Annotated in this window: 12 protein-coding genes; 7 read left to right on the forward strand and 5 right to left on the reverse strand. The window is 70.4% G+C overall.

The window, feature by feature from the left end; translation table 11 throughout:
• The first annotated feature begins 36 nt into the window (after positions 1 to 36).
• The 7 genes from ACF08N_RS06170 to ACF08N_RS06200 all read left to right on the forward strand — a co-directional run bounded on the left by ACF08N_RS06170 (position 37) and on the right by ACF08N_RS06200 (position 11,500).
• Positions 37 to 2,865: a glycoside hydrolase family 3 C-terminal domain-containing protein gene (locus ACF08N_RS06170; RefSeq protein ID WP_392323402.1), complete on the forward strand. Its 2,829-nt coding sequence runs from the start codon at positions 37 to 39 to the stop codon at positions 2,863 to 2,865.
• Positions 2,862 to 5,144: an alpha-xylosidase gene (gene yicI / locus ACF08N_RS06175; protein ID WP_392323403.1), complete on the forward strand. Its 2,283-nt coding sequence runs from the start codon at positions 2,862 to 2,864 to the stop codon at positions 5,142 to 5,144. The genes ACF08N_RS06170 and yicI overlap by 4 nt, the downstream gene beginning before the upstream one ends.
• Before the next feature lie 128 nt (positions 5,145 to 5,272).
• Positions 5,273 to 5,833, forward strand: coding sequence for a SigE family RNA polymerase sigma factor (locus tag ACF08N_RS06180; RefSeq protein ID WP_392323404.1), 561 nt, complete (start codon positions 5,273 to 5,275; stop codon positions 5,831 to 5,833).
• A complete protein-coding gene (locus ACF08N_RS06185; protein ID WP_392323405.1) occupies positions 5,833 to 6,678 on the forward strand; it encodes a hypothetical protein in 846 nt (281 codons plus the stop codon). Before ACF08N_RS06180 ends, ACF08N_RS06185 begins: the two co-directional genes overlap by 1 nt.
• A gap of 112 nt (positions 6,679 to 6,790) precedes the next feature.
• Positions 6,791 to 7,627 (forward strand): pectate lyase, encoded by an 837-nt coding sequence (locus ACF08N_RS06190; RefSeq protein WP_392323406.1) that lies wholly within the window; start codon positions 6,791 to 6,793, stop codon positions 7,625 to 7,627.
• Between the two features lie 256 nt (positions 7,628 to 7,883).
• Complete coding sequence (locus tag ACF08N_RS06195; protein ID WP_392323407.1) at positions 7,884 to 10,361, forward strand: alpha-L-arabinofuranosidase C-terminal domain-containing protein; 2,478 nt, start codon at positions 7,884 to 7,886, stop codon at positions 10,359 to 10,361.
• Positions 10,362 to 10,432: 71 nt separating this feature from the next.
• On the forward strand, positions 10,433 to 11,500 hold the full coding sequence (locus ACF08N_RS06200) for a family 43 glycosylhydrolase (RefSeq protein WP_392323408.1): 1,068 nt from the start codon (positions 10,433 to 10,435) through the stop codon (positions 11,498 to 11,500).
• Positions 11,501 to 12,126: 626 nt separating this feature from the next.
• Here the strand turns inward: ACF08N_RS06200 and ACF08N_RS06205 are convergent.
• From ACF08N_RS06205 to ACF08N_RS06225, 5 genes are all read right to left on the reverse strand, one after another.
• Positions 12,127 to 13,284, reverse strand: coding sequence for an aldose epimerase family protein (locus tag ACF08N_RS06205; RefSeq protein ID WP_392323409.1), 1,158 nt, complete (start codon positions 13,282 to 13,284; stop codon positions 12,127 to 12,129).
• Between the two features lie 380 nt (positions 13,285 to 13,664).
• Positions 13,665 to 14,894: a multiple monosaccharide ABC transporter permease gene (gene mmsB / locus ACF08N_RS06210; RefSeq protein ID WP_392323410.1), complete on the reverse strand. Its 1,230-nt coding sequence runs from the start codon at positions 14,892 to 14,894 to the stop codon at positions 13,665 to 13,667.
• Positions 14,895 to 14,904: 10 nt separating this feature from the next.
• A complete protein-coding gene (gene mmsA / locus ACF08N_RS06215; RefSeq protein ID WP_392323436.1) occupies positions 14,905 to 16,440 on the reverse strand; it encodes a multiple monosaccharide ABC transporter ATP-binding protein in 1,536 nt (511 codons plus the stop codon).
• 17 nt (positions 16,441 to 16,457) lie between these two features.
• Positions 16,458 to 17,597 (reverse strand): multiple monosaccharide ABC transporter substrate-binding protein, encoded by a 1,140-nt coding sequence (gene chvE, locus ACF08N_RS06220; protein ID WP_392323411.1) that lies wholly within the window; start codon positions 17,595 to 17,597, stop codon positions 16,458 to 16,460.
• Positions 17,598 to 17,601: 4 nt separating this feature from the next.
• Positions 17,602 to 18,570: a hypothetical protein gene (locus ACF08N_RS06225; protein ID WP_392323412.1), complete on the reverse strand. Its 969-nt coding sequence runs from the start codon at positions 18,568 to 18,570 to the stop codon at positions 17,602 to 17,604.
• Positions 18,571 to 18,757: the final 187 nt, after the last annotated feature.

The raw sequence follows: 18,757 nt of genomic DNA on the forward strand, positions 1-18,757 counted from the left end.
TCGAGCATCGAAGCGCTTCGAAAGGAGACTTACCCTGTGAGTCACGCCCAGCGCATCGAGCATCTGCTCTCCCAACTCACCCTCGACGAGCGGATCGCGATGCTGCACCAGTACGCGCCCGCCGTCGACCGCCTCGGCATACCGGCCTTCCGCACCGGCCAGGAAGCCCTGCACGGTGTCGCCTGGTTGGGTCCTGCGACCGTGTTCCCGCAGGCCGTCGGCCTGGGGGCGACGTGGAACCCGGATCTCGTACGCCGCGTGGGCGAGGCGGTGGGCACCGAAGTGCGGGCGATGCGCGCGAAGGACGACCGCGCCGGGCTCAACGTCTGGGCCCCGACGGTGAATCTGCTGCGCCATCCGCTGTGGGGCAGGAACGAGGAGGGCTACGCCGAGGACCCCGTGCTCACCTCCGCGATCGCCGTCGCCTACACCCGCGGCCTGCGCGGCGACCACCCGTCCTTCTGGCGCACCGCACCCGTCCTCAAGCACTGGCTCGCCCACAACAACGAGACACACCGCGACACCACGTCCTCCTCGGTGCGTCCCCGCGTCCTGCACGAGTACGACCTGCGCGCCTTCAGGCCGGCGGTGGAAGCGGGCGCGGTCGCCGGTGTGATGCCCGCCTACAACCTGGTCAACGGGCGTCCGAACCACGTGTCGCCGTATCTGCGGGAGCATCTGCGCACCTGGACCGACGAGGAACTCCTGGTGTGTTCCGACGCCGGCGCGCCCAGCAACCTGGCCGACTCCCAGAAGTACTTCGCCACCCACGAGGAGGCCACCGCGGCCGCAATCCTCGCGGGCGTGGACAGCTTCACCGACCACGGCACCGACGCGTCGGTGACCACCGGCAGGATCCGGCGCGCCCTCGAACAGGGCCTGATCCGCGAGGAGGACATCGACACTGCGGTACGCCGCCAGCTCTCCGTGCGGTTCCGGCTCGGCGAGTTCGACCCCGGCCTCGACCCGTACGCGGGCACGACTCCCCAGGACCTCGACACCCCCGCGCACCGGGCCCTCGCCCGGGAGGCGGCCGAGCAGGCGATCGTGCTGCTCAAGAACGACGGCCTGCTGCCGCTCGCGGAGGGCACCCGCATCGCCGTCGTCGGGCTGCTCGCCGACGAGTGCAAGACCGACTGGTACAGCGGCACACTGATCCGCCGCACCACGGTTCTCGACGGGCTGCGCGAGCGCTTCGGCACCGACCATGTCGTCTTCGCCGAAGGCGCCGACCGGGTGCGGCTGACATGCGCCCGTGGCGGTCTTCAGGTGCCGGACGCCTCCGGGGACGAGCGGGTGCGGGGCGACGAGGGAGCCCTCGACCCGGCACTGCTCACCGGCCGCACCGACCTGCCGGTGCTGACTGTGGGCGACGCGCCGTCCGCCCTCGCGCTGGTCGACTGGGGCGACGGCGTGCTGACGCTGCGCGCGGACGACGGCCGGTACCTGTCGGTCGCCGAGGACGGCTGTGTGCGCGCCGCGGCGGACCAGCCGGGCGGCTGGGTCGTCCAGGAGACGTACTCCCTGGAGCAGCACGGGCGAGGACACCTCCTCAAGCACCTCGGGACGGGTGGATACGTCTCCGTCGCCGCCGACGGCGTGAAGGTTGCCGCCGAAGGAGAGGTCTTCGGGATCGAGGTCGTGGAGCGCGGTGAGGACGCCGTGGCCCGCGCGGCGGCCGCGGCCGACGTCGTGATCGTCGTCGCCGGGAACGACCCGCACATCAACGGCCGCGAGACCGAGGACCGCACCACCCTCGCCCTGCCGCCGCACCAGGAGCGGCTGTGGCGCGCGGCCCGGGCGGCCAACCCCCGTACCGTCCTCGCGCTGGTGTCCTCCTACCCGTACGCGGTCGCGGACGCCCACGGCGAGCTGCCGGCCCTGCTGTGGACCGCGCACGGCGGGCAGGACGCGGGCACCGCGCTCGCCCGCGTCCTGGCCGGCGACGTCTCACCGGCCGGGCGGCTGCCCCAGACCTGGTACGCGTCCGACTCCGGCCTGCCGGACCTGTCCGACTACGACATCATCGGCTCCCGCCAGACCTACCTGTACACCGAGGACCCCCCGCTCTACCCGTTCGGGCACGGCCTGTCCTACTCCTCCTTCGCCTACGACGACCTGACGGCCGAGCGGGAGGGCGACGCGTTCCGCATCGCCTTCCGGGTGACCAACACCGGACCCGTCGCCGCCGACGAGGTCGCCCAGCTCTACACGCGGGCCGTGGACGCCCCGGTCGTCAGACCGTCCCGGCAGCTCGCCGCACACCGGCGCATCCATCTGGCGGCGGGCGAGGCACGGCGGCTGGACTTCCTGCTGCCGCTGACCGAGCTCGGGTTCTTCGACGTCGCGCGCGGCCGCTGGAGCGTGGCGGCCGGGACGTACGAGCTGCTGGCCGGTGCCTCCAGCGCGGACATGCGGCTCACGCTGGCCGTTCGGGTGGACGGCGATCCGCCGGCCGCCCGGCCGGTGCTGCGGTCCGGGCAGGCGGCGGTGGCGTACGACGAACAGACCGCCACCGAGATCGTCGACCGCAGCAGGGCGTCGGGTGACGCGGTCACTGCGCGAGCCGGTTCCGAAGGCGAACTGCTCTTCCGCGACTGCGACTTCGGCGACGGCGTGGTCGCCGTCACGGTCGAGGCCGCCGGCGAGGGCCGCATCGACATCACCACCGACAGCCCCGGCCTCGACGTCCCGTCGGCCGTCGTCGACGTCCCCCCGACCGGCGGGGTGTACGACTACACCACCCGCACCGCCCTCTTCAGCGCATCAGGTGTGCGGGACCTGCGCGTGCGGCTGCGCGGCCCTGTCCGCCTGGCCGGACTCACCTTCCAGGCAGCACCGGACCCGAGGAACCCCACCCGATGAAGTTCACCGACGGCTTCTGGCTCATGCGCGACGGCGTGCGGGCCTCGTACGCGACCGAGGTACGCGATCTGCGCGTGGGCGACGACCGCTTCACGGCGTACGCCTCCGTCAAGCACGTACGGGACCGCGGGGACACCCTCAACTCCCCGCTCATCACCGTCGAATGCTTCTCTCCCGCGGAGGGCGTCATCGGTGTCCGCGCCACCCACCACGCGGGCACGGTCCACCGGGGCCCCGACTTCGCCCTGCCGGGCGCGGATCCGGCCCCCGGCGCGACCAAGGTCCGCCACGACGGCACGGTCGCCGAACTGACCAGCGGCCCGCTCACCGTGCGCATGGACACGGCGTCGCCCTGGGGCCTGGAGTTCCTGGACGCCGACGGGCGGAGGCTGACCGCCGTCGAGCGCAAGGGCACCGCCTTCGCCACCACTCCGGACGGCACCCACCACATGATCGGCCAACTGGCCCTCGCGGTGGGCGAACACATCTACGGACTCGGCGAGCGCTTCACGCCGTTCGTCAAGAACGGCCAGAGCGTGGACATCTGGCAGGCCGACGGCGGGACCAGCAGCGAGCAGGCGTACAAGAACATCCCCTTCCATCTCTCCTCGCGCGGCTACGGCGTCTTCGTCAACCACCCCGGCAAGGTCTCCTACGAGATCGGCTCGGAGTCGGTCGGGCAGGTGCAGTTCAGCGTCGAGGACCAGTCCCTCGAGTTCTACGTCGTCGCCGGGCCCGCCCCGAAGGACGTGCTGCGCCGCTACACCGGGCTGACCGGACGCCCCGCGCTGCCGCCCGCCTGGTCGTTCGGACTCTGGCTGACGACCTCCTTCTGCACGCCGTACGACGAGGCGACCGTCACGTCGTTCGTGGACGGCATGGCGCAGCGGGGCATCCCGCTGAGCGTCTTCCACTTCGACTGCTTCTGGATGCGCGAGTACCAGTGGTCGGACTTCCAGTGGGATCCCGAGGTGTTCCCGGATCCGGAGGGCATGCTGCGCCGCCTCAAGGAGCGAGGGCTGCGGCTCAGCATGTGGATCAACCCCTATGTCGCCCAGAAGTCGGCCCTGTTCGAGCAGGCCAGGGCCAAGGGGTACCTCGTCAGGCGCCCGAGTGGCGACATCTGGCAGTGGGACCTGTGGCAACCGGGCATGGCCCTGGTCGACTTCACCGACCCGGCGGCCCGCGCGTGGTACACGGGCCTGCTCCGGACCCTGCTCGACCAGGGCGTCGACTGCTTCAAGACGGACTTCGGCGAGCGCGTGCCCACCGATGTGGTGTGGCACGACGGCTCGGACCCCGAACGGATGCACAACTACTACACGCATCTGTACAACAAGGCCGTCTTCGACCTCCTCGAAGAGGAGCGCGGACCCGGTGAAGCGGTGCTCTTCGCCCGCTCGGCGACCGCGGGGGGACAGCAGTTCCCGGTCCACTGGGGCGGTGACTGCTTCGCCTCCCTCGAAGCGATGGCCGAATCCCTGCGCGGCGGGCTGTCCCTCTCGCTGAGCGGCTTCGGCTTCTGGAGCCACGACATCGGCGGCTTCGAGGGCACTCCGGACCCGGCGGTGTTCAAACGCTGGCTCGCCTTCGGCCTGCTGTCCTCGCACAGCCGGCTGCACGGCAACGTCTCGTACCGGGTGCCGTGGGCGTTCGGCGACGAAGCGGTGGCCGTGGCCCGGCGGTTCACGCTGCTCAAACACCGCCTGATGCCCTACCTCTACGGTGTGGCGGCCGAGGCACACCACACCGGGGTGCCCGTGATGCGTCCGATGATCCTGGAGTTCCCCGGCGATCCGGCCTGCCGCACCCTGGACCGCCAGTACATGCTCGGCCCGGACCTGCTCGTCGCGCCCGTCTTCAGCGCGGGCGGGGAGGTCGAGTTCTATCTGCCCGAGGGCACCTGGACACACCTGCTCACCGGCGAATCCGTCGAGGGGCCGGCGTGGCGGCACGAGGTACACGGCTTCGACAGCCTGCCGTTGTACGTGCGCCCCGGCGCCGTACTCCCGTGGGGCGCCGACGACCAGCGTCCGGACGGTGACTGGCTGGACGACCTCACGCTCCTGGTCGGTCCCGGCACCCGGGACACCGAGATCACGGTGCCCGGCCCCGACGGCGAGGCCGCGGCCCGCTTCCGCGCGGTGCGTGCGGGCGACGAGGTGCGCGTGACGGCCGAGGGGTGTCAACGGCCGTTCCACGTGCGGCAGCTGGGTGGCCAGGCCGCGGCGTCGGGCGTGGGGGAGGTGGTCCTGCGGCTGCCCCGTGGAGACGGATGAGCGGAACAGGACGGGAGAAGTGCTGCGCACCCGTTGACGACGTGGCACCCCGCCTCTAGCGTTCGCGTTCGACAACAGGAATGTTGTCCAGAATTTCGAACATCATGGTCGCTCGGTGAGAGGAGCCCATGCGTCGCCATGCCATCGACGACGCGGCCGGGGAGTTCCACGCCTTCTTCGAGCAGCACTACGCCTCCCTGGCCCGTCTCGCCCACCTGCTGACCGGCGACGCCGACGGCGCGGACGATCTGGCCGCCGACGCCCTCCTCGCCCTGTGGCACCGCTGGGACCGGGTGCGTGCCGCCGACCACCCGGCCGCGTACGCGCGCGGAGTGGTGGCCAACATGGCCCGCAGCCGGATACGGAGCGCGGTACGCGAACGCCGGCGCATCACGCTCTTCTGGTCGCACTGCGGCGAGGACATCGTCGGCCCCGACGTGCCCGCCGTGGTCGATGTGCAGGAAGCGCTGCGCAGGCTGCCGTTCCGCAAGCGGGCCTGTGTCGTGCTGCGGCACGCCTTCGACCTCTCCGAACAGGACACCGCCCGGACGCTCGGCGTGTCGGTGGGTACCGTGAAGAGCCAGACGTCCAAGGGGGTGGCCGAACTGCAGCGGCTTCTCGGTCCGCACCCGCAGCCGGCCCTGGCCCGGATGCGCATGACGGCCGCGGACGCGGGAGGGGGGAAGTGATGGACGACGATCTGCGCGGCCGGCTCCACAGGGCGGCGAACGCGCACCGGCCCGACCGGGAGCGGATGCTGGCGCGGATCGAGCGGGGCATGGAGCGGGGCGGGGCCGCGCCGGGGCTGTCCCGCGCGCGGCGTCCCGCGCCGCCGTGGCTGCGGGTCGCCGGAGCGGCGTCCGCCGTTGCGGGAGTGCTCGCGGCCGGCGGGCTCGGGGCCGCCGCCGTGTTGCAGGGCGGCAGGCCGGACCCGCAGACGGTGGCGACGGCCCCCACCACCGCGGCCCCACCGGCCGGTCCGGCGGCGTCCCCCGGGCCGGACCGCTCCGCCGGCACCAACGCGCCTGCGCCGAGGAGGACACCGCAGCCATCACCCCCGGCGTCCTCGTCCTCGGGCACCGGCGCCGAGCGGGACACCCCCGCGCGAGGCGAAACGACGGAGCCGGACTCGCCGGAGACGATGGAACCGGCCCGGGACCTGCTGCGTGCGGCCGGCGCGATCGACCCGGGAAGCTCCGTCTACTGGGCCCAGAGCAACGTCACCGTCGAGGTGGAGACACAGCTGACGGAGCTCGTCGTCGAGCTCCGCGTCGCCCCGAACGGCGACCCCGCGGACACCGGCAACTGGCGCTCCCTGCCCGCCGGCGACTTCGACGTCGAGGTGCGGGAGTCCGACGGCGCCCTCGTCTATCGGTGGACCCTGAAGGACGGCCGCACCGTACCGCCGGGCAGGCATGTCTTCGCCGGCCAGTACGACCACGCCGAGGGTGAGAGGGACGCGGGAGAGGACTCGTACACGGTGACCGCCGGCAGCGGGGACGAACGCGGGGAGTGGCGGGGAGGATTCGGGTAACGCACTCGTCCGCGCACTCGACGAAAAGACGCGCGATCCACGGCAACCCGTTCCGGTTCCGGTGGCGACCAGGGGACGCAAGGTCTCCCCCACAAAAAAGGAACGGGACACAATGACTCGACGAGCCGAACTGCGCAGGGGCCGGCAGCGGCGCCTGACGCGGCGCCGTGCCATCGGAGCGCTGACCGCCGCGGTCGGGATGACCGCTGCCGCGCTCACCACCAACGTCCTGCTGTCGCCGGCCGGAGCCGTGGCCGCCCCCGCCTGGCCGACCCCCAGCGGCCAGAAGGCGGTGTCCAGCACCATCGAGGTGTCCGGCACGTACGACGGCGGTCTCAAGCGCTTCTACGGCACCGGTGACCTCGGTGACGGCGGTCAGGGCGAGGGCCAGGACCCGATGTTCAAGCTCAAGGACGGCGCGGTACTGAAGAACGTGGTCCTCGGCTCGCCGGCCGCGGACGGGATCCACTGCATGGGCAGCTGCACGCTGCAGAACGTGTGGTGGGAGGACGTCGGCGAGGACGCGGCCACCTTCAAGGGCACGTCGTCGTCCGCCGTCTACACCGTGTACGGCGGCGGTGCGCGGAAGGCGTCGGACAAGGTGTTCCAGTTCAACGGCGCCGGCAAGCTGGTGGTCACCAAGTTCCAGGTGTCCGACTTCGGCAAGCTGGTGCGCTCGTGCGGCAACTGCTCCAAGCAGTACAAGCGCACGATCATCCTGAACGACGCCGACATCACCGCGCCGGGCAAGGCGATCGTCGGCATCAACACCAACTACGGTGACACGGCCGCGCTGCGCAACATCCGCATCCACGGTGACAGCAGCCGGAAGATCGCCACGTGTGAGCGCTACACCGGCAACAACACGGGTGACGAGCCGGTGAAGACCGGGACCGGGCCGGACGGCACCCACTGCCGCTTCACGGCCTCGGACATCAGCTACCAGTAGCTCGCCCGGCCACGAGGCGTCCGGAACCACCCCCGCCGGCCTCGCCGGCGGGGGTGGTTCCGCTGCGCCCACGCGGTGGCCCGGGCGGGGAAGTGAGAGCCTCACGCCCTGGATTGTTCGGCCTGACGAACAACGATCGGTCCACCGCACCGAGTTGTGTGCGAAGCGTTGACGCATGTGCCTGCGCTTCCTAGGGTGCCGTTCGAAGTTCTGATCGTTGTCCGGTATTCCGAACGAATAGAGGGATGGCGTCCCCATGGCACACAGACGATGGCGGCTCGGGCTCACCCTGGGAGCCCTGATGGCCGGCACTCTCGCCGCAGGCCCCGGTGCGGCGGCCGAACCCACCGATTACACGATCTCCGTCGACACCGCCCGCACCGGCGCGCAGATCGACGACACGATGTACGGCATCTTCTACGAGGACATCAACCGCGCCGCCGACGGCGGCCTCTACGCCGAACTCGTCCAGAACCGGTCCTTCGAATACCAGACGGCGGACAACCGCGCCTACACCCCGCTCACCTCCTGGACCGTCTCCGGCAGCGCGAAGGTCACCGACGACGACGGCCGGCTGAACGCACGCAACCGCAATTACCTGACGCTCCAGGGCGGTTCGTCCGTCACCAACTCCGGTTACAACACCGGGATCGCCGTGGAGAAGGGCAGGCGTTACGACTTCTCCGTCTGGGCCCGCGCCGACGGCGCGACGCCCCTGACCGTCACGCTGCACGATGCCGGGGGCGAGCTCGGCGCCGCCCGGCGCGTCGTCGCACGCGGCGGCTGGGCGAAGTACACGGCGTCCTTCACCGCCGCCCGGACCTCCGCCACCGCCCGCCTCACCGTCGCCACTGCCGGCCCGGCCGCACTCGACATGATCTCCCTCTTCCCTCGCGACACCTACAAGGGCCGCAAGAACGGCCTGCGCAAGGACCTCGCGGAGAAGATCGAGGCACTGAACCCCGGCTTCCTCCGCTTCCCCGGCGGCTGCCTGGTCAACACCGGCAGCCACGAGGGATACGACGCCGAGTCGGGCTGGCAGCGCAAGCGCTCCTACCAGTGGAAGGACACCATCGGCCCGGTCGAGGAGCGTGCCACCAACGCCAACTTCTGGGGCTACAACCAGAGCTACGGACTCGGCTACTACGAGTACTTCCAGTTCGCCGAGGACACCGGCGCGATGCCGCTGCCCGTCGTCCCCGCCCTGGTCACCGGCTGCGGACAGAACAAGGCCACCGACGACCCGGCCCTGCTGCAGAGGCACATCCGCGACACGCTCGACCTCATCGAGTTCGCCAACGGGCCGGTGACGTCCGAGTGGGGCAGGAAGCGCGCGGAGATGGGCCACCCCAGGCCGTTCCGCCTCACGCACCTGGAGGTCGGCAACGAGGAGAACCTGCCCGACGAGTTCTTCGCCCGCTTCAAGGAGTTCCGCGCCGCCATCGAGGCGAAGCACCCGGAGATCACCGTGATCTCCAACTCCGGCCCCGACGACGCCGGAACGGTCTTCGACCGGGCCTGGCAGCTGAACCGCGAGGCCGACGTCGCGATGGTCGACGAGCACTACTACAACAGCCCCCAGTGGTTCCTGGAGAACAACGACCGCTACGACTCCTACGACCGCCACGGACCGAAGGTCTTCCTCGGCGAATACGCCTCGCAGGGCAACACCTTCTCCAACGCCCTCGCCGAAGCGGCCTTCATGACCGGCCTGGAACGCAACGCCGACATCGTGAAGCTCGCCTCCTACGCCCCACTGCTCGCCAACAAGGACTACGTGCAGTGGAAGCCCGACATGATCTGGTTCGACAACGCGTCGTCCTGGGGATCGGCCAACTACGAGACGCAGAAGCTCTTCATGAACAACGTCGGTGACGAGGTCGTCCCGTCCACGGCGTCCACCACCCCCACCACCTCCGGCCCGATCACCGGCGCCGTCGGCCTCTCCACCTGGGCCACCAGCGCCGCCTACGACGACGTCCGGGTCACCGGCGCCGACGGCCGGCCCCTGCTGTCCGACGACTTCTCCGGCGGCGACGGACAGTGGACGAAGGCCACCGGCACCGGCTCCTGGGCCGTCCGGGACGGCGCGTACGTCCAGTCCGACGCGGCCGCCGAGAACACCCTCGTCACCGCGGGCGACAAGGGCTGGCAGAACTACGACCTCAAGGTGAAGGCGACCAAGAAGTCGGGCAGGGAGGGCTTCCTCGTCGCCTTCGGCGTCAAGGACACCGGCACGTACTACTGGTGGAACCTGGGCGGCTGGAACAACACCCGGTCGGCCGTCGAGAAGTCCGTCGGCGGTGCCAAGCAGACGATGACCGAGAACGCCACGACCATCGAGACGGGCCGCACCTACGACCTGCACGTCAAGGTGCGCGGCCGGCAGGTGACGCTCTACGTCGACGGACGCGTCTGGGGCGAGTTCACCGACGACAAGGCCGCCGAGCCCTTCCGGCAGGTCGTCACCAGGGACGCGGCGACCGGCGACCTCATCGTCAAGGTGGTCAATGCCCAGCCGTCCGCCGCCCGGACGAGGATCGACCTCGGCGCGGCAGCCGTGGCGCCGACCGCCCGGGTGACCACCCTCGCAGCCGACCCCGCTGCCGAGAACACGGCCGGCTCCCAGCCCGTGAAACCCGTGTCGTCGGTCTTCGACGGAGTCGACAGCACCTTCTCCTACACCTTCCCCGCCCACTCCGTGACCTTCATGAGGATCGCGACCACCCGATGAGCGTGTGCGGGGTGCGGGCCCCTGCCCGCACCCCGCACCTTCCCGCCCCCTCCTGCTGAAAGGCACACCGAATGAGCCCCAGCGAACTGCCCGGCCGTCGCACCCTGTTGAAGGGCGCCCTGGCAGCCGGCGCCCTCGCCTCCGTCCCGGGCCTCGCCCACGCCGCCCCCCAGGACGCGAGCGCGCGCTTCCGCAACCCCCTCGTCCTCAACCGCGCCGACCCGCACATCCAGCGGCACACCGACGGTCACTACTACTTCACCGCGACCGCCCCCGAATACGACCGCATCGTCCTGCGCCGCTCCCGCACCCTGCGGGGCCTCACGACGGCCGACGAGTCCGTCATCTGGAGGAAGCACCCGCGCGGCGACATGGGCGCGCACATCTGGGCGCCGGAGCTCCACCGCATCGACGGCGCGTGGTACATCTACTTCGCCGCCGCTCCCGCCGAGGACGTGTGGAAGATCCGCATCTGGGTCCTGGAGAACACCCACCCCGATCCGTTCCAGGGCACCTGGGTGGAGAAGGGCCGCATCGCCACCGCCTGGGACACCTTCTCGCTCGACGCGACGACCTTCACCCACGGCGGCTCCCGCTATCTCGCCTGGGCGCAGCACGAGCCCGGCATGGACAACAACACGGGCCTGTTCCTGTCCCGGATGGCGAACCCCTGGACCCTGACCGGACCCCAGATCCGTCTGACCACACCCGAGTACGACTGGGAGACCATCGGCTTCAAGGTCAACGAGGGCGCGGCCGTGATCCAGCGCAACGGCCGGGTCTTCATGACGTACTCCGCCAGCGCCACCGACCACAACTACTGCCTCGGCCTGCTCACCGCCGACGCCCGCAGCGACCTGATGAACCCGGCCTCCTGGTCGAAGTCACCCCGCCCCGTCTTCACCAGCAACGAGACGACCAAGCAGTACGGCCCCGGCCACAACTGCTTCACGGTCGCCGAGGACGGCCGGACCGATGTCCTCGTCTACCACGCCCGCCAGTACAAGGAGATCAACGGCGACCCGCTGCACGACCCCAACCGCCACACCCGCATCCAGCGCCTGGGCTGGAAGGCGGACGGCACCCCCGACTTCGGTGTCCCCGTCGCCGACGCACCCGCGCACGACGCACGCGTCTGACGCGCAGGACGACGGGCGGTACGGCCGGGTCCGAAGACTCCTGTCAGCGGAGCGCGGACACGGCCGTCCCCCCTCATGAACACCGATCGCCTCAGCCGCGGCCCCCGGGCCGCGGCTGAGGCGCAGCTGTTCGACCTCCCCTTCCTCCACCCGGATCAGGGACTCGCCCAGTGGCAGGAGTTCGGCCGGGACCAGGGCCACACCGTGACGGGCGTAGGGCAGATGGGCGCCATCTGCGAGATGGCCTGGACTCAGGGCGAAGACCTGTACGGCTACGACGGCAACCGTTTCATGATGGCCGCCCAGTACGTCGCGAGGTACAACCTCGGCCAGGACGTGCCGTTCACCACCTACACCCGGGGAACCGGCACGAACGGCGCACGGCCGCGAGCACACCGTCGTCTCCGACGTGGCCCGCGGCCAGGCACGTCCCGTGGGACATGCTCCATTACCACTACACCCGCTGCCGGGGCCTGTCCGTCCCCCACATCTCCGCCATGGCCGACAGGGGCAGGGCGGAGATGTGGGGGAGGGGACTGCGGCCCCGACAGCGGCGGGTTCGACCAGTTGGGCTTCGGCACTCTGCTCTACGTCAAGTAGCCGCAGCCGGGCCGGCCGCGCAAGGATCAGCGTGCCGTGAAGCTGTGCACCGTCGACGAGCGGTAGACCTCGCCGGGGCGCAGCACCGTCGACGGGAACGACGGCTGGTTCGGCGAGTCGGGGAAGTGCTGGGTCTCCAGACACAGCCCGTCGCTCTGCCGGTAGGTGCGTCCCGACGGTCCCGTGAGCGTGCCGTCCAGGAAGTTGCCGGAGTAGAACTGCACCCCGGGCTCGGTGGTGGCGATCGTCATCGTCCGTCCCGAGCCCGGGTCGCGCAGTGACGCGAAGGGCTCGGGCGTCCGGGTGATGCCCTTGTCGAGGACCCAGTTGTGGTCGAAGCCCTTCGCCGTCACGAGCTGCGCGTGCCCGCTGCGGATGTCCTCGCCGATCGTCTTCGCGCGCCGGAAGTCGAACGGGGTGCCCGCCACGCCCGCCAGCTCACCCGTGGGAATCAGCCCCGCGTCCGTGGGGGTGTAGCGGCCGGCCGCGAGCCGCAGTTCGTGGTCGAGGACCGTGCCGCTGCCCTCGCCCGCGAGGTTGTAGTAGGTGTGGTTGGTCAGGTTCACCACAGTGGCCTTGTCGGTGGTCGCCGCGTAGTCGATGCGCCAGTCCCCGCCCGCGGTGAGGGTGTACGTCACCTTCACCCGCAGGGTGCCGGGGTAGCCCATCTCGCCGTCCTCGCTGACGTAGCGCAGCACCAGACCGACGCCGGAGGCGTCCGCGAACGGCTCCACGTCCCACACCCGCTTGTCGAAGCCCTGCGCCCCGCCGTGCAGGCTGTTCTCGCCGTCGTTCACGGACAGCCGGTGGGTCCGGCCGTCGAGGGTGAACCGGCCGCCGGCGATGCGGTTGCCGTAGCGGCCGATCAGCGCGCCGAAGAAGGCGGTGGCGCCGAGGTAGTCGTCGAGGTTGTCGAACCCGAGGGACACGTTGACCATGCGGCCGTGCCGGTCCGGGGTCTCCAGGGACTGCACGATGCCGCCGTACGACAGCACCTTCATGCGCGTGCCGCCGTTGGCGAGCGTCCAGCGGTGCACCTTCGTGCCGTCGGGCATCCTGCCGAACACCTCCCGCACCGGGCCGCGGCCGTGCCAGGCGTACGCGGTGCCCGAGGTGCCCACCGCCGCCGCGGCCAGCCCCGTGGCGGCGGCAGCGGTCAGTATGGTGCGTCTGCTTGTTTCCATGCCAGCTCCTGTAAGGGGTGAGGGGTGAGGGGGTGACTAGGGGGTGTCCGGCAGATCCTGGCCGGGGCCACGGCGTCTGGCCCTGCGGGCCTGGGGGAGACGCCACCCGCTCGGCACTGCGGGCCTGGGGAGACCCCGTGCACCAGACGCCGCGTCCTGTTCGGCCCTGATCCGCCGGACAGCCCCGAGGGGGTGTCTCGCCGACCTTGCCGGGCTCCCGACGCCTGGCACCGCGCCTCTCCCCCGTAGCCCTTCGGGCACGGGAGGTGCCCCCAGCGTTGTCGTCGGTCGCCGACGCTCCGCGTCGCCTCCCTCCTCCGCCTTGCGATGCACGGCACCAGACGCCGCTCGCTGATCCGGCCTGATCGACAAGACATTCCCTAGCGGCCGACCTTGCGCTTGTTCCACACGTCGAACCCGACCGCGGCCAGCAGCACGAGTCCCTTGATCACCTGCTGGTAGTCCGTGCCGATGCCGACAAGGGACATGCCGTTGTTGAGCACGCCGAGCACCAGGCCGCCGATGACGGCGCCCATGACCGTGCCGACGCCGCCGCTCATCGAGGCACCGCCGATGAACGAGGCGGCGATCGCCTCCAGTTCGAAGTTGAGGCCCGCCTGCGGGGTGCCCGCGTTCAGGCGTGCGGCGTACACACAGCCCGCGAGTGCCGCGAGGACACCCATGTTGACGAAGACGAGGAACGTGACCCGCTTGTCCTTGACGCCGGACAGCTTCGCGGCCGCCTTGTTGCCGCCGAGCGCGTACACGTGCCGGCCGATGACCGCGTTGCGCATCACATAGCCGAGGCCGATGAGCAGCGCGCACATGATGAGCATGACGACGGGCACGCCGTGGAAGCTCGCGAGTGTCAGGGTGAAGGCCACCACGGCGGCCGTCATCGCCACGCACTTGGCCGCCCACAGGCCCGTCGGCAGCACATCCAGCTCGTAGGCGAGCTGCCGCTTGCGGTCCCGCCACTCGCGCAGCAGCAGGAAGGCGATCGCGACGAGCCCGAGGAAGAGGGTCGGGTTGTGGTACTGCGTGTAGGGACCCATCTCGGGGATGAACCCCTTGGCGATGTTCTGGAAGCCGTCCGGGAACGGTGCGAGGGACTGGCCCTCCAGGACGATCTGCGTCAGACCGCGGAACAGCAGCATGCCGGCCAGCGTCACGATGAACGACGGGATGCCGATGTAGGCGATGAAGAAGCCCTGCCACGCGCCCGCGACGGCGCCGATCAGCAGCGACAGCACCAGGGCCAGTACCCAGGGCATGTCGTGTTTGACCATCATCACCGCCGACATGGCACCGACGAAGGCGACCAGTGAGCCGACGGACAGGTCGATGTGGCCCGAGATGATGACGATCATCATGCCGATGGCCAGGATGAGGATGTAGCCGTTCTGCTGGATCAGGTTGGAGACGTTGTTCGGCAGCAGCAGGGTGCCGTCGGTCCAGATCTGGAACAGCACGACGATGAAGGCGAGCGCGACGAGCATGCCGTACTGGCGCATGTTGGCGCGCATCGAGTTCATCAGGATCGCACCGGCCGACGGCCGGGCGGACTGTGCGGCGGACGCGTCCTTGGGGGGAGTGGTCGTGGTGGTCATGGCGGGGGCCTCAGCTTCTGTTCATGGTCATGTGACGCATCAGGACTTCCTGGGTGGCCTCCGCGCGGGCGACCTCACCGGTCAGCCGGCCCTCGGCCATCGTGTAGATCCGGTCGCACATCCCGAGCAGCTCCGGCAGTTCGGAGGAGATGAACAGGACCGCCTTGCCCTGCGCCGCGAGCTTGTCGATGACCGTGTAGATCTCGTATTTGGCCCCGACGTCGATCCCTCGGGTCGGCTCGTCGAGGATGAGCACCTCGGGGTCGGCGTGGATCCACTTGCTCAGGACGACCTTCTGCTGGTTGCCGCCGGAAAGACGCCCCACCTGCTCGAAGACCGTGGGCGCCTTGATGTTCATCGACTTCCGGTACCGCTCGGCGACGGACCGCTCGTGGTGCTCGTCGACGACGCCTCTGCGCCGCATGCCCGGCAGCGAGGCCAGGGAGATGTTGCGGTTGATGCTGTCGATGAGATTCAGCCCGTACTGCTTGCGGTCCTCCGTGACGTACGCGATTCCGGCCGCGACCGCGTCGGGCACGGTCCTGGTGGACACCTCGCGCCCGCCCACGAAGACGGTTCCGCCCGTGCAGCGGCCGTACGAGCGCCCGAAGACGGACATCGCCAGCTCGGTGCGGCCCGCGCCCATCAGGCCCGCGATGCCGACGATCTCACCGCGGCGCACGCTCACCGACACGTCGTCCACGACCGTGCGGTGGTGGTCGACGGGGTGGCGGACGGTCCAGCCCTCGACGGCGAGCGCGACCTCGCCGGCGTCCTCGCCCGTGTAGGGCGTGCGGTCGGGGAAGCGGTGGTCGAGGTCCCGGCCGACCATGCCGCGGATGATCCGGTCCTCGGACAGCTGCGGCTCGGACTCGGGCGTCTCCCGGACGGTGAGGGTCTCGATGGTCCGCCCGTCGCGCAGGATCGTCACCGAGTCGGCGATCGTGCGGATCTCGCCCAGCTTGTGGGAGATGATGATGCTGGCGATGCCCTGGGCGCGCAGCTCCAGGATGAGATCGAGCAGCTTCGCGCTGTCCTCGTCGTTGAGTGCCGCCGTCGGCTCGTCGAGGATGAGCAGCTTCACCTCCTTCGACAGGGCCTTGGCGATCTCCACCAACTGCTGCTTGCCCACGCCGATGTCGGCGACCGGCGTCTGCGGTTTCTCGCGCAGCCCGACCCTCTTCAGCAGCTTGTCCGCGCGGTGCAGGGTGGCGTTCCAGTCGATGAGCCCGTGCGCGGCCTGCTCGTTGCCGAGGAAGATGTTCTCGGCGATGGACAGGTACGGGACGAGCGCCAGCTCCTGATGGATGATCACGATGCCGCGGCGCTCACTGGCGCGGATGTCCTTGAAGGCCACCGGCTCGCCCTCGAAACGGATCTCGCCCTCGTAGCTGCCGTGCTCGTGGACACCGCTGAGCACCTTCATCAGCGTCGACTTGCCGGCGCCGTTCTCGCCGCAGATCGCGTGGATCTCCCCCGGGCGCACGGACAGGTTCACTTCGGAGAGCGCGGTGACGCCGGGGAACGTCTTGGTGATGTTCCGCATCTCCAGTACGGGCCCGGTCACCGGAGCTGTCCTGCGGTGAAGTAGCCCTCGTCGACCAGCAGTTGCGTGTTCGTCCTGTCGATGCTGACCGGCTTGAGCAGGTAGGACGGCACGGTCTTCTTGCCGTTGTTGTAGTCGGTCGTGTTGTTGACCTGCGGCTTCTTGCCGTTCAGTACCGCATCGCCCATCCGCACGGTCTGCGCGGCCAGCTTGCGGGTGTCCTTGAAGACGGTCTGGGTCTGCTCACCGCGCATGATGGACTTGATGGAGGCCAGCTCGGCGTCCTGTCCGGTGACCACCGGCAGAGGCTGGCTCTTCGTGCCGTAACCGGCGCTCTTGAGGGCGGAGATGATGCCGATGGAGATGCCGTCGTAGGGCGAGAGGACGGCGTCGACGCGCTCCTCGGCGTAGCTCTTGCTGATCAGGTCGTCCATCCGCTTCTGCGCGGTGCCGCCGTCCCAGCGGAGCGTGGTGGCCTGGCTCATCTTCGTCTGCCGGCTGCGGACGACGAGCTGACCGCTGTCGAAGTACGGCTGGAGCACCTTCATGGCGCCGTTCCAGAAGTACTTGGTGTTGTTGTCGTCGGGCGAGCCGGCGAACAGCTCGATCGTGTGCTTGTCTGCGGCGTCCTTGTCGGGCTCGCCCAGCTTGAGGCGGTCGACGATGTAGCGGGCCTGGAGTTCGCCGACCCGCTCGTTGTCGAACGAGGCGTAGTAGTCGACGTTCTCGGTGCCCATGATGAGGCGGTCGTAGGAGATGACGGGGATGCCCGCGTCGTGGGCGCGCTGGAGGACCTCGGTGAGCGCGGAACCGTCGATGGCGGCGACCACGAGGAGCCGGCGCCCCTTGGTGATCATGTTCTCGATCTGCGCGATCTGGTTCTCGACCTTGTCGTCGCCGTACTGCAGATCGGTCTTGTAGCCGGCCTTCTGGAACTGCTCGGCCATGTTCCGCCCGTCGGCGATCCAGCGCTCCGAGGACTTGGTCGGCATGGCCAGGCCGATCGTGCCACCCTTGCCCTCGTCGGCCTGGTACCGGCTGCCGCCCCTGGCCTCCTGGCCGCAGGCGGTGAGCGAGAGAGTGAGCAGTGCGGCCAGTGCGGCAGCGGTGACACGGGGGCCGCGCAGTGGCGTACGGGTGCGGGTGCGGTCGGTCATGGGATCAGTCCCCTTCCGGGACGGGGAAGCGGCGGAGGTCGCCCGGCAGCCGGGAGCCCAGCGGTGACATCCCGCCGTCCGCACCGAGCCGGGCCAGTAGGTCGAGCACCAGACGGCCGCGCCGGACCCGCTCGCGGGCGGTGGCCAGCGTGTGCTCGCGCAGTTGGGCGCCGTAGGGGTAGATGCCGGGGGACCGGCTCAGGCCGAACTTGAGGTAGATCGGGGCGCCGCGCCGGATCAGCTCGGCGGCCTCGTACATGCGGATGTAGCCGCCGAGGTCGTCGGGCGCCTCGACGTACATGTCCATCGGGGCACGGCTGACCCGGCGGATCTCGGTCAGATGGTCCAGGGTCAGGTCGGACGGCACGTTGAGCGAGTCCGCTCCGAGCTGCTCGTACACCGCGTAGGAGGCCGGGTTGACCGGCCCGGTCAGCGCGGACAGCTTGAACGTGGTGCCGGCCGGCAGCTCGCCCGCGGCACGCATCCGGTGCAGGGTCCACAGCACGCCCTCGTCGGCGACGAGCAGGCAGTGCACCCCCAGCGCGGTCGCGCGCAGCGCGTCCTCGACACATCCGGCGAGGGCGTCGTGCCCACGGGCGCGCAGTCCCGCCCCGCCGGACTCGGTACGGGTGGCGGCGCCGATGTCCCAGGTGCCGCGCGGCCCGGTGAACAGGCAGAGTTCTATGTCGCGTTCGGCGCAGGACTCCACCATCTCGGTGATCTCGTCGTCGGTGAGCATCCACACGCCGCTGCCCTGGCTGATGCGGTGGATGGGCACATCCAGGCGGGCGCTCTCCTTGAGGACGACGGCCAGGGCCTCGGGGCCCTCCACCGACGGGATCTCGGTGCGCCAGGTCCCGCCGTCGGGAAACGCGTGGGGCGACGCGTCGGCCCGGTCGACGGCGGGGACGGGATGCCCGATACGGGCGAAGGCTTCGCCGCCGGGGCGGCGGGGTGCTGAGGGGGCGGTCACAGGACTCCCATTCGGTGTGCGTCACGCGGGACGGCGGGGTGGAGGTGCGTGGTGGGGGGGGGGGCGGCCCCCCCCCCCCCCCCCCCCCCGGGGGGGGCCCCCCGGGGGCCCGCCCCCCCGGCCCCCCCCCCCCCCCCGCGGGGGGGGCCCCCCCCCCCCCCCCGCCCCCGGCCCCCCCCCCCCCCGC

Source organism: Streptomyces sp. NPDC015127, assembly GCF_043080095.1.
Lineage (GTDB): Bacteria > Actinomycetota > Actinomycetes > Streptomycetales > Streptomycetaceae > Streptomyces.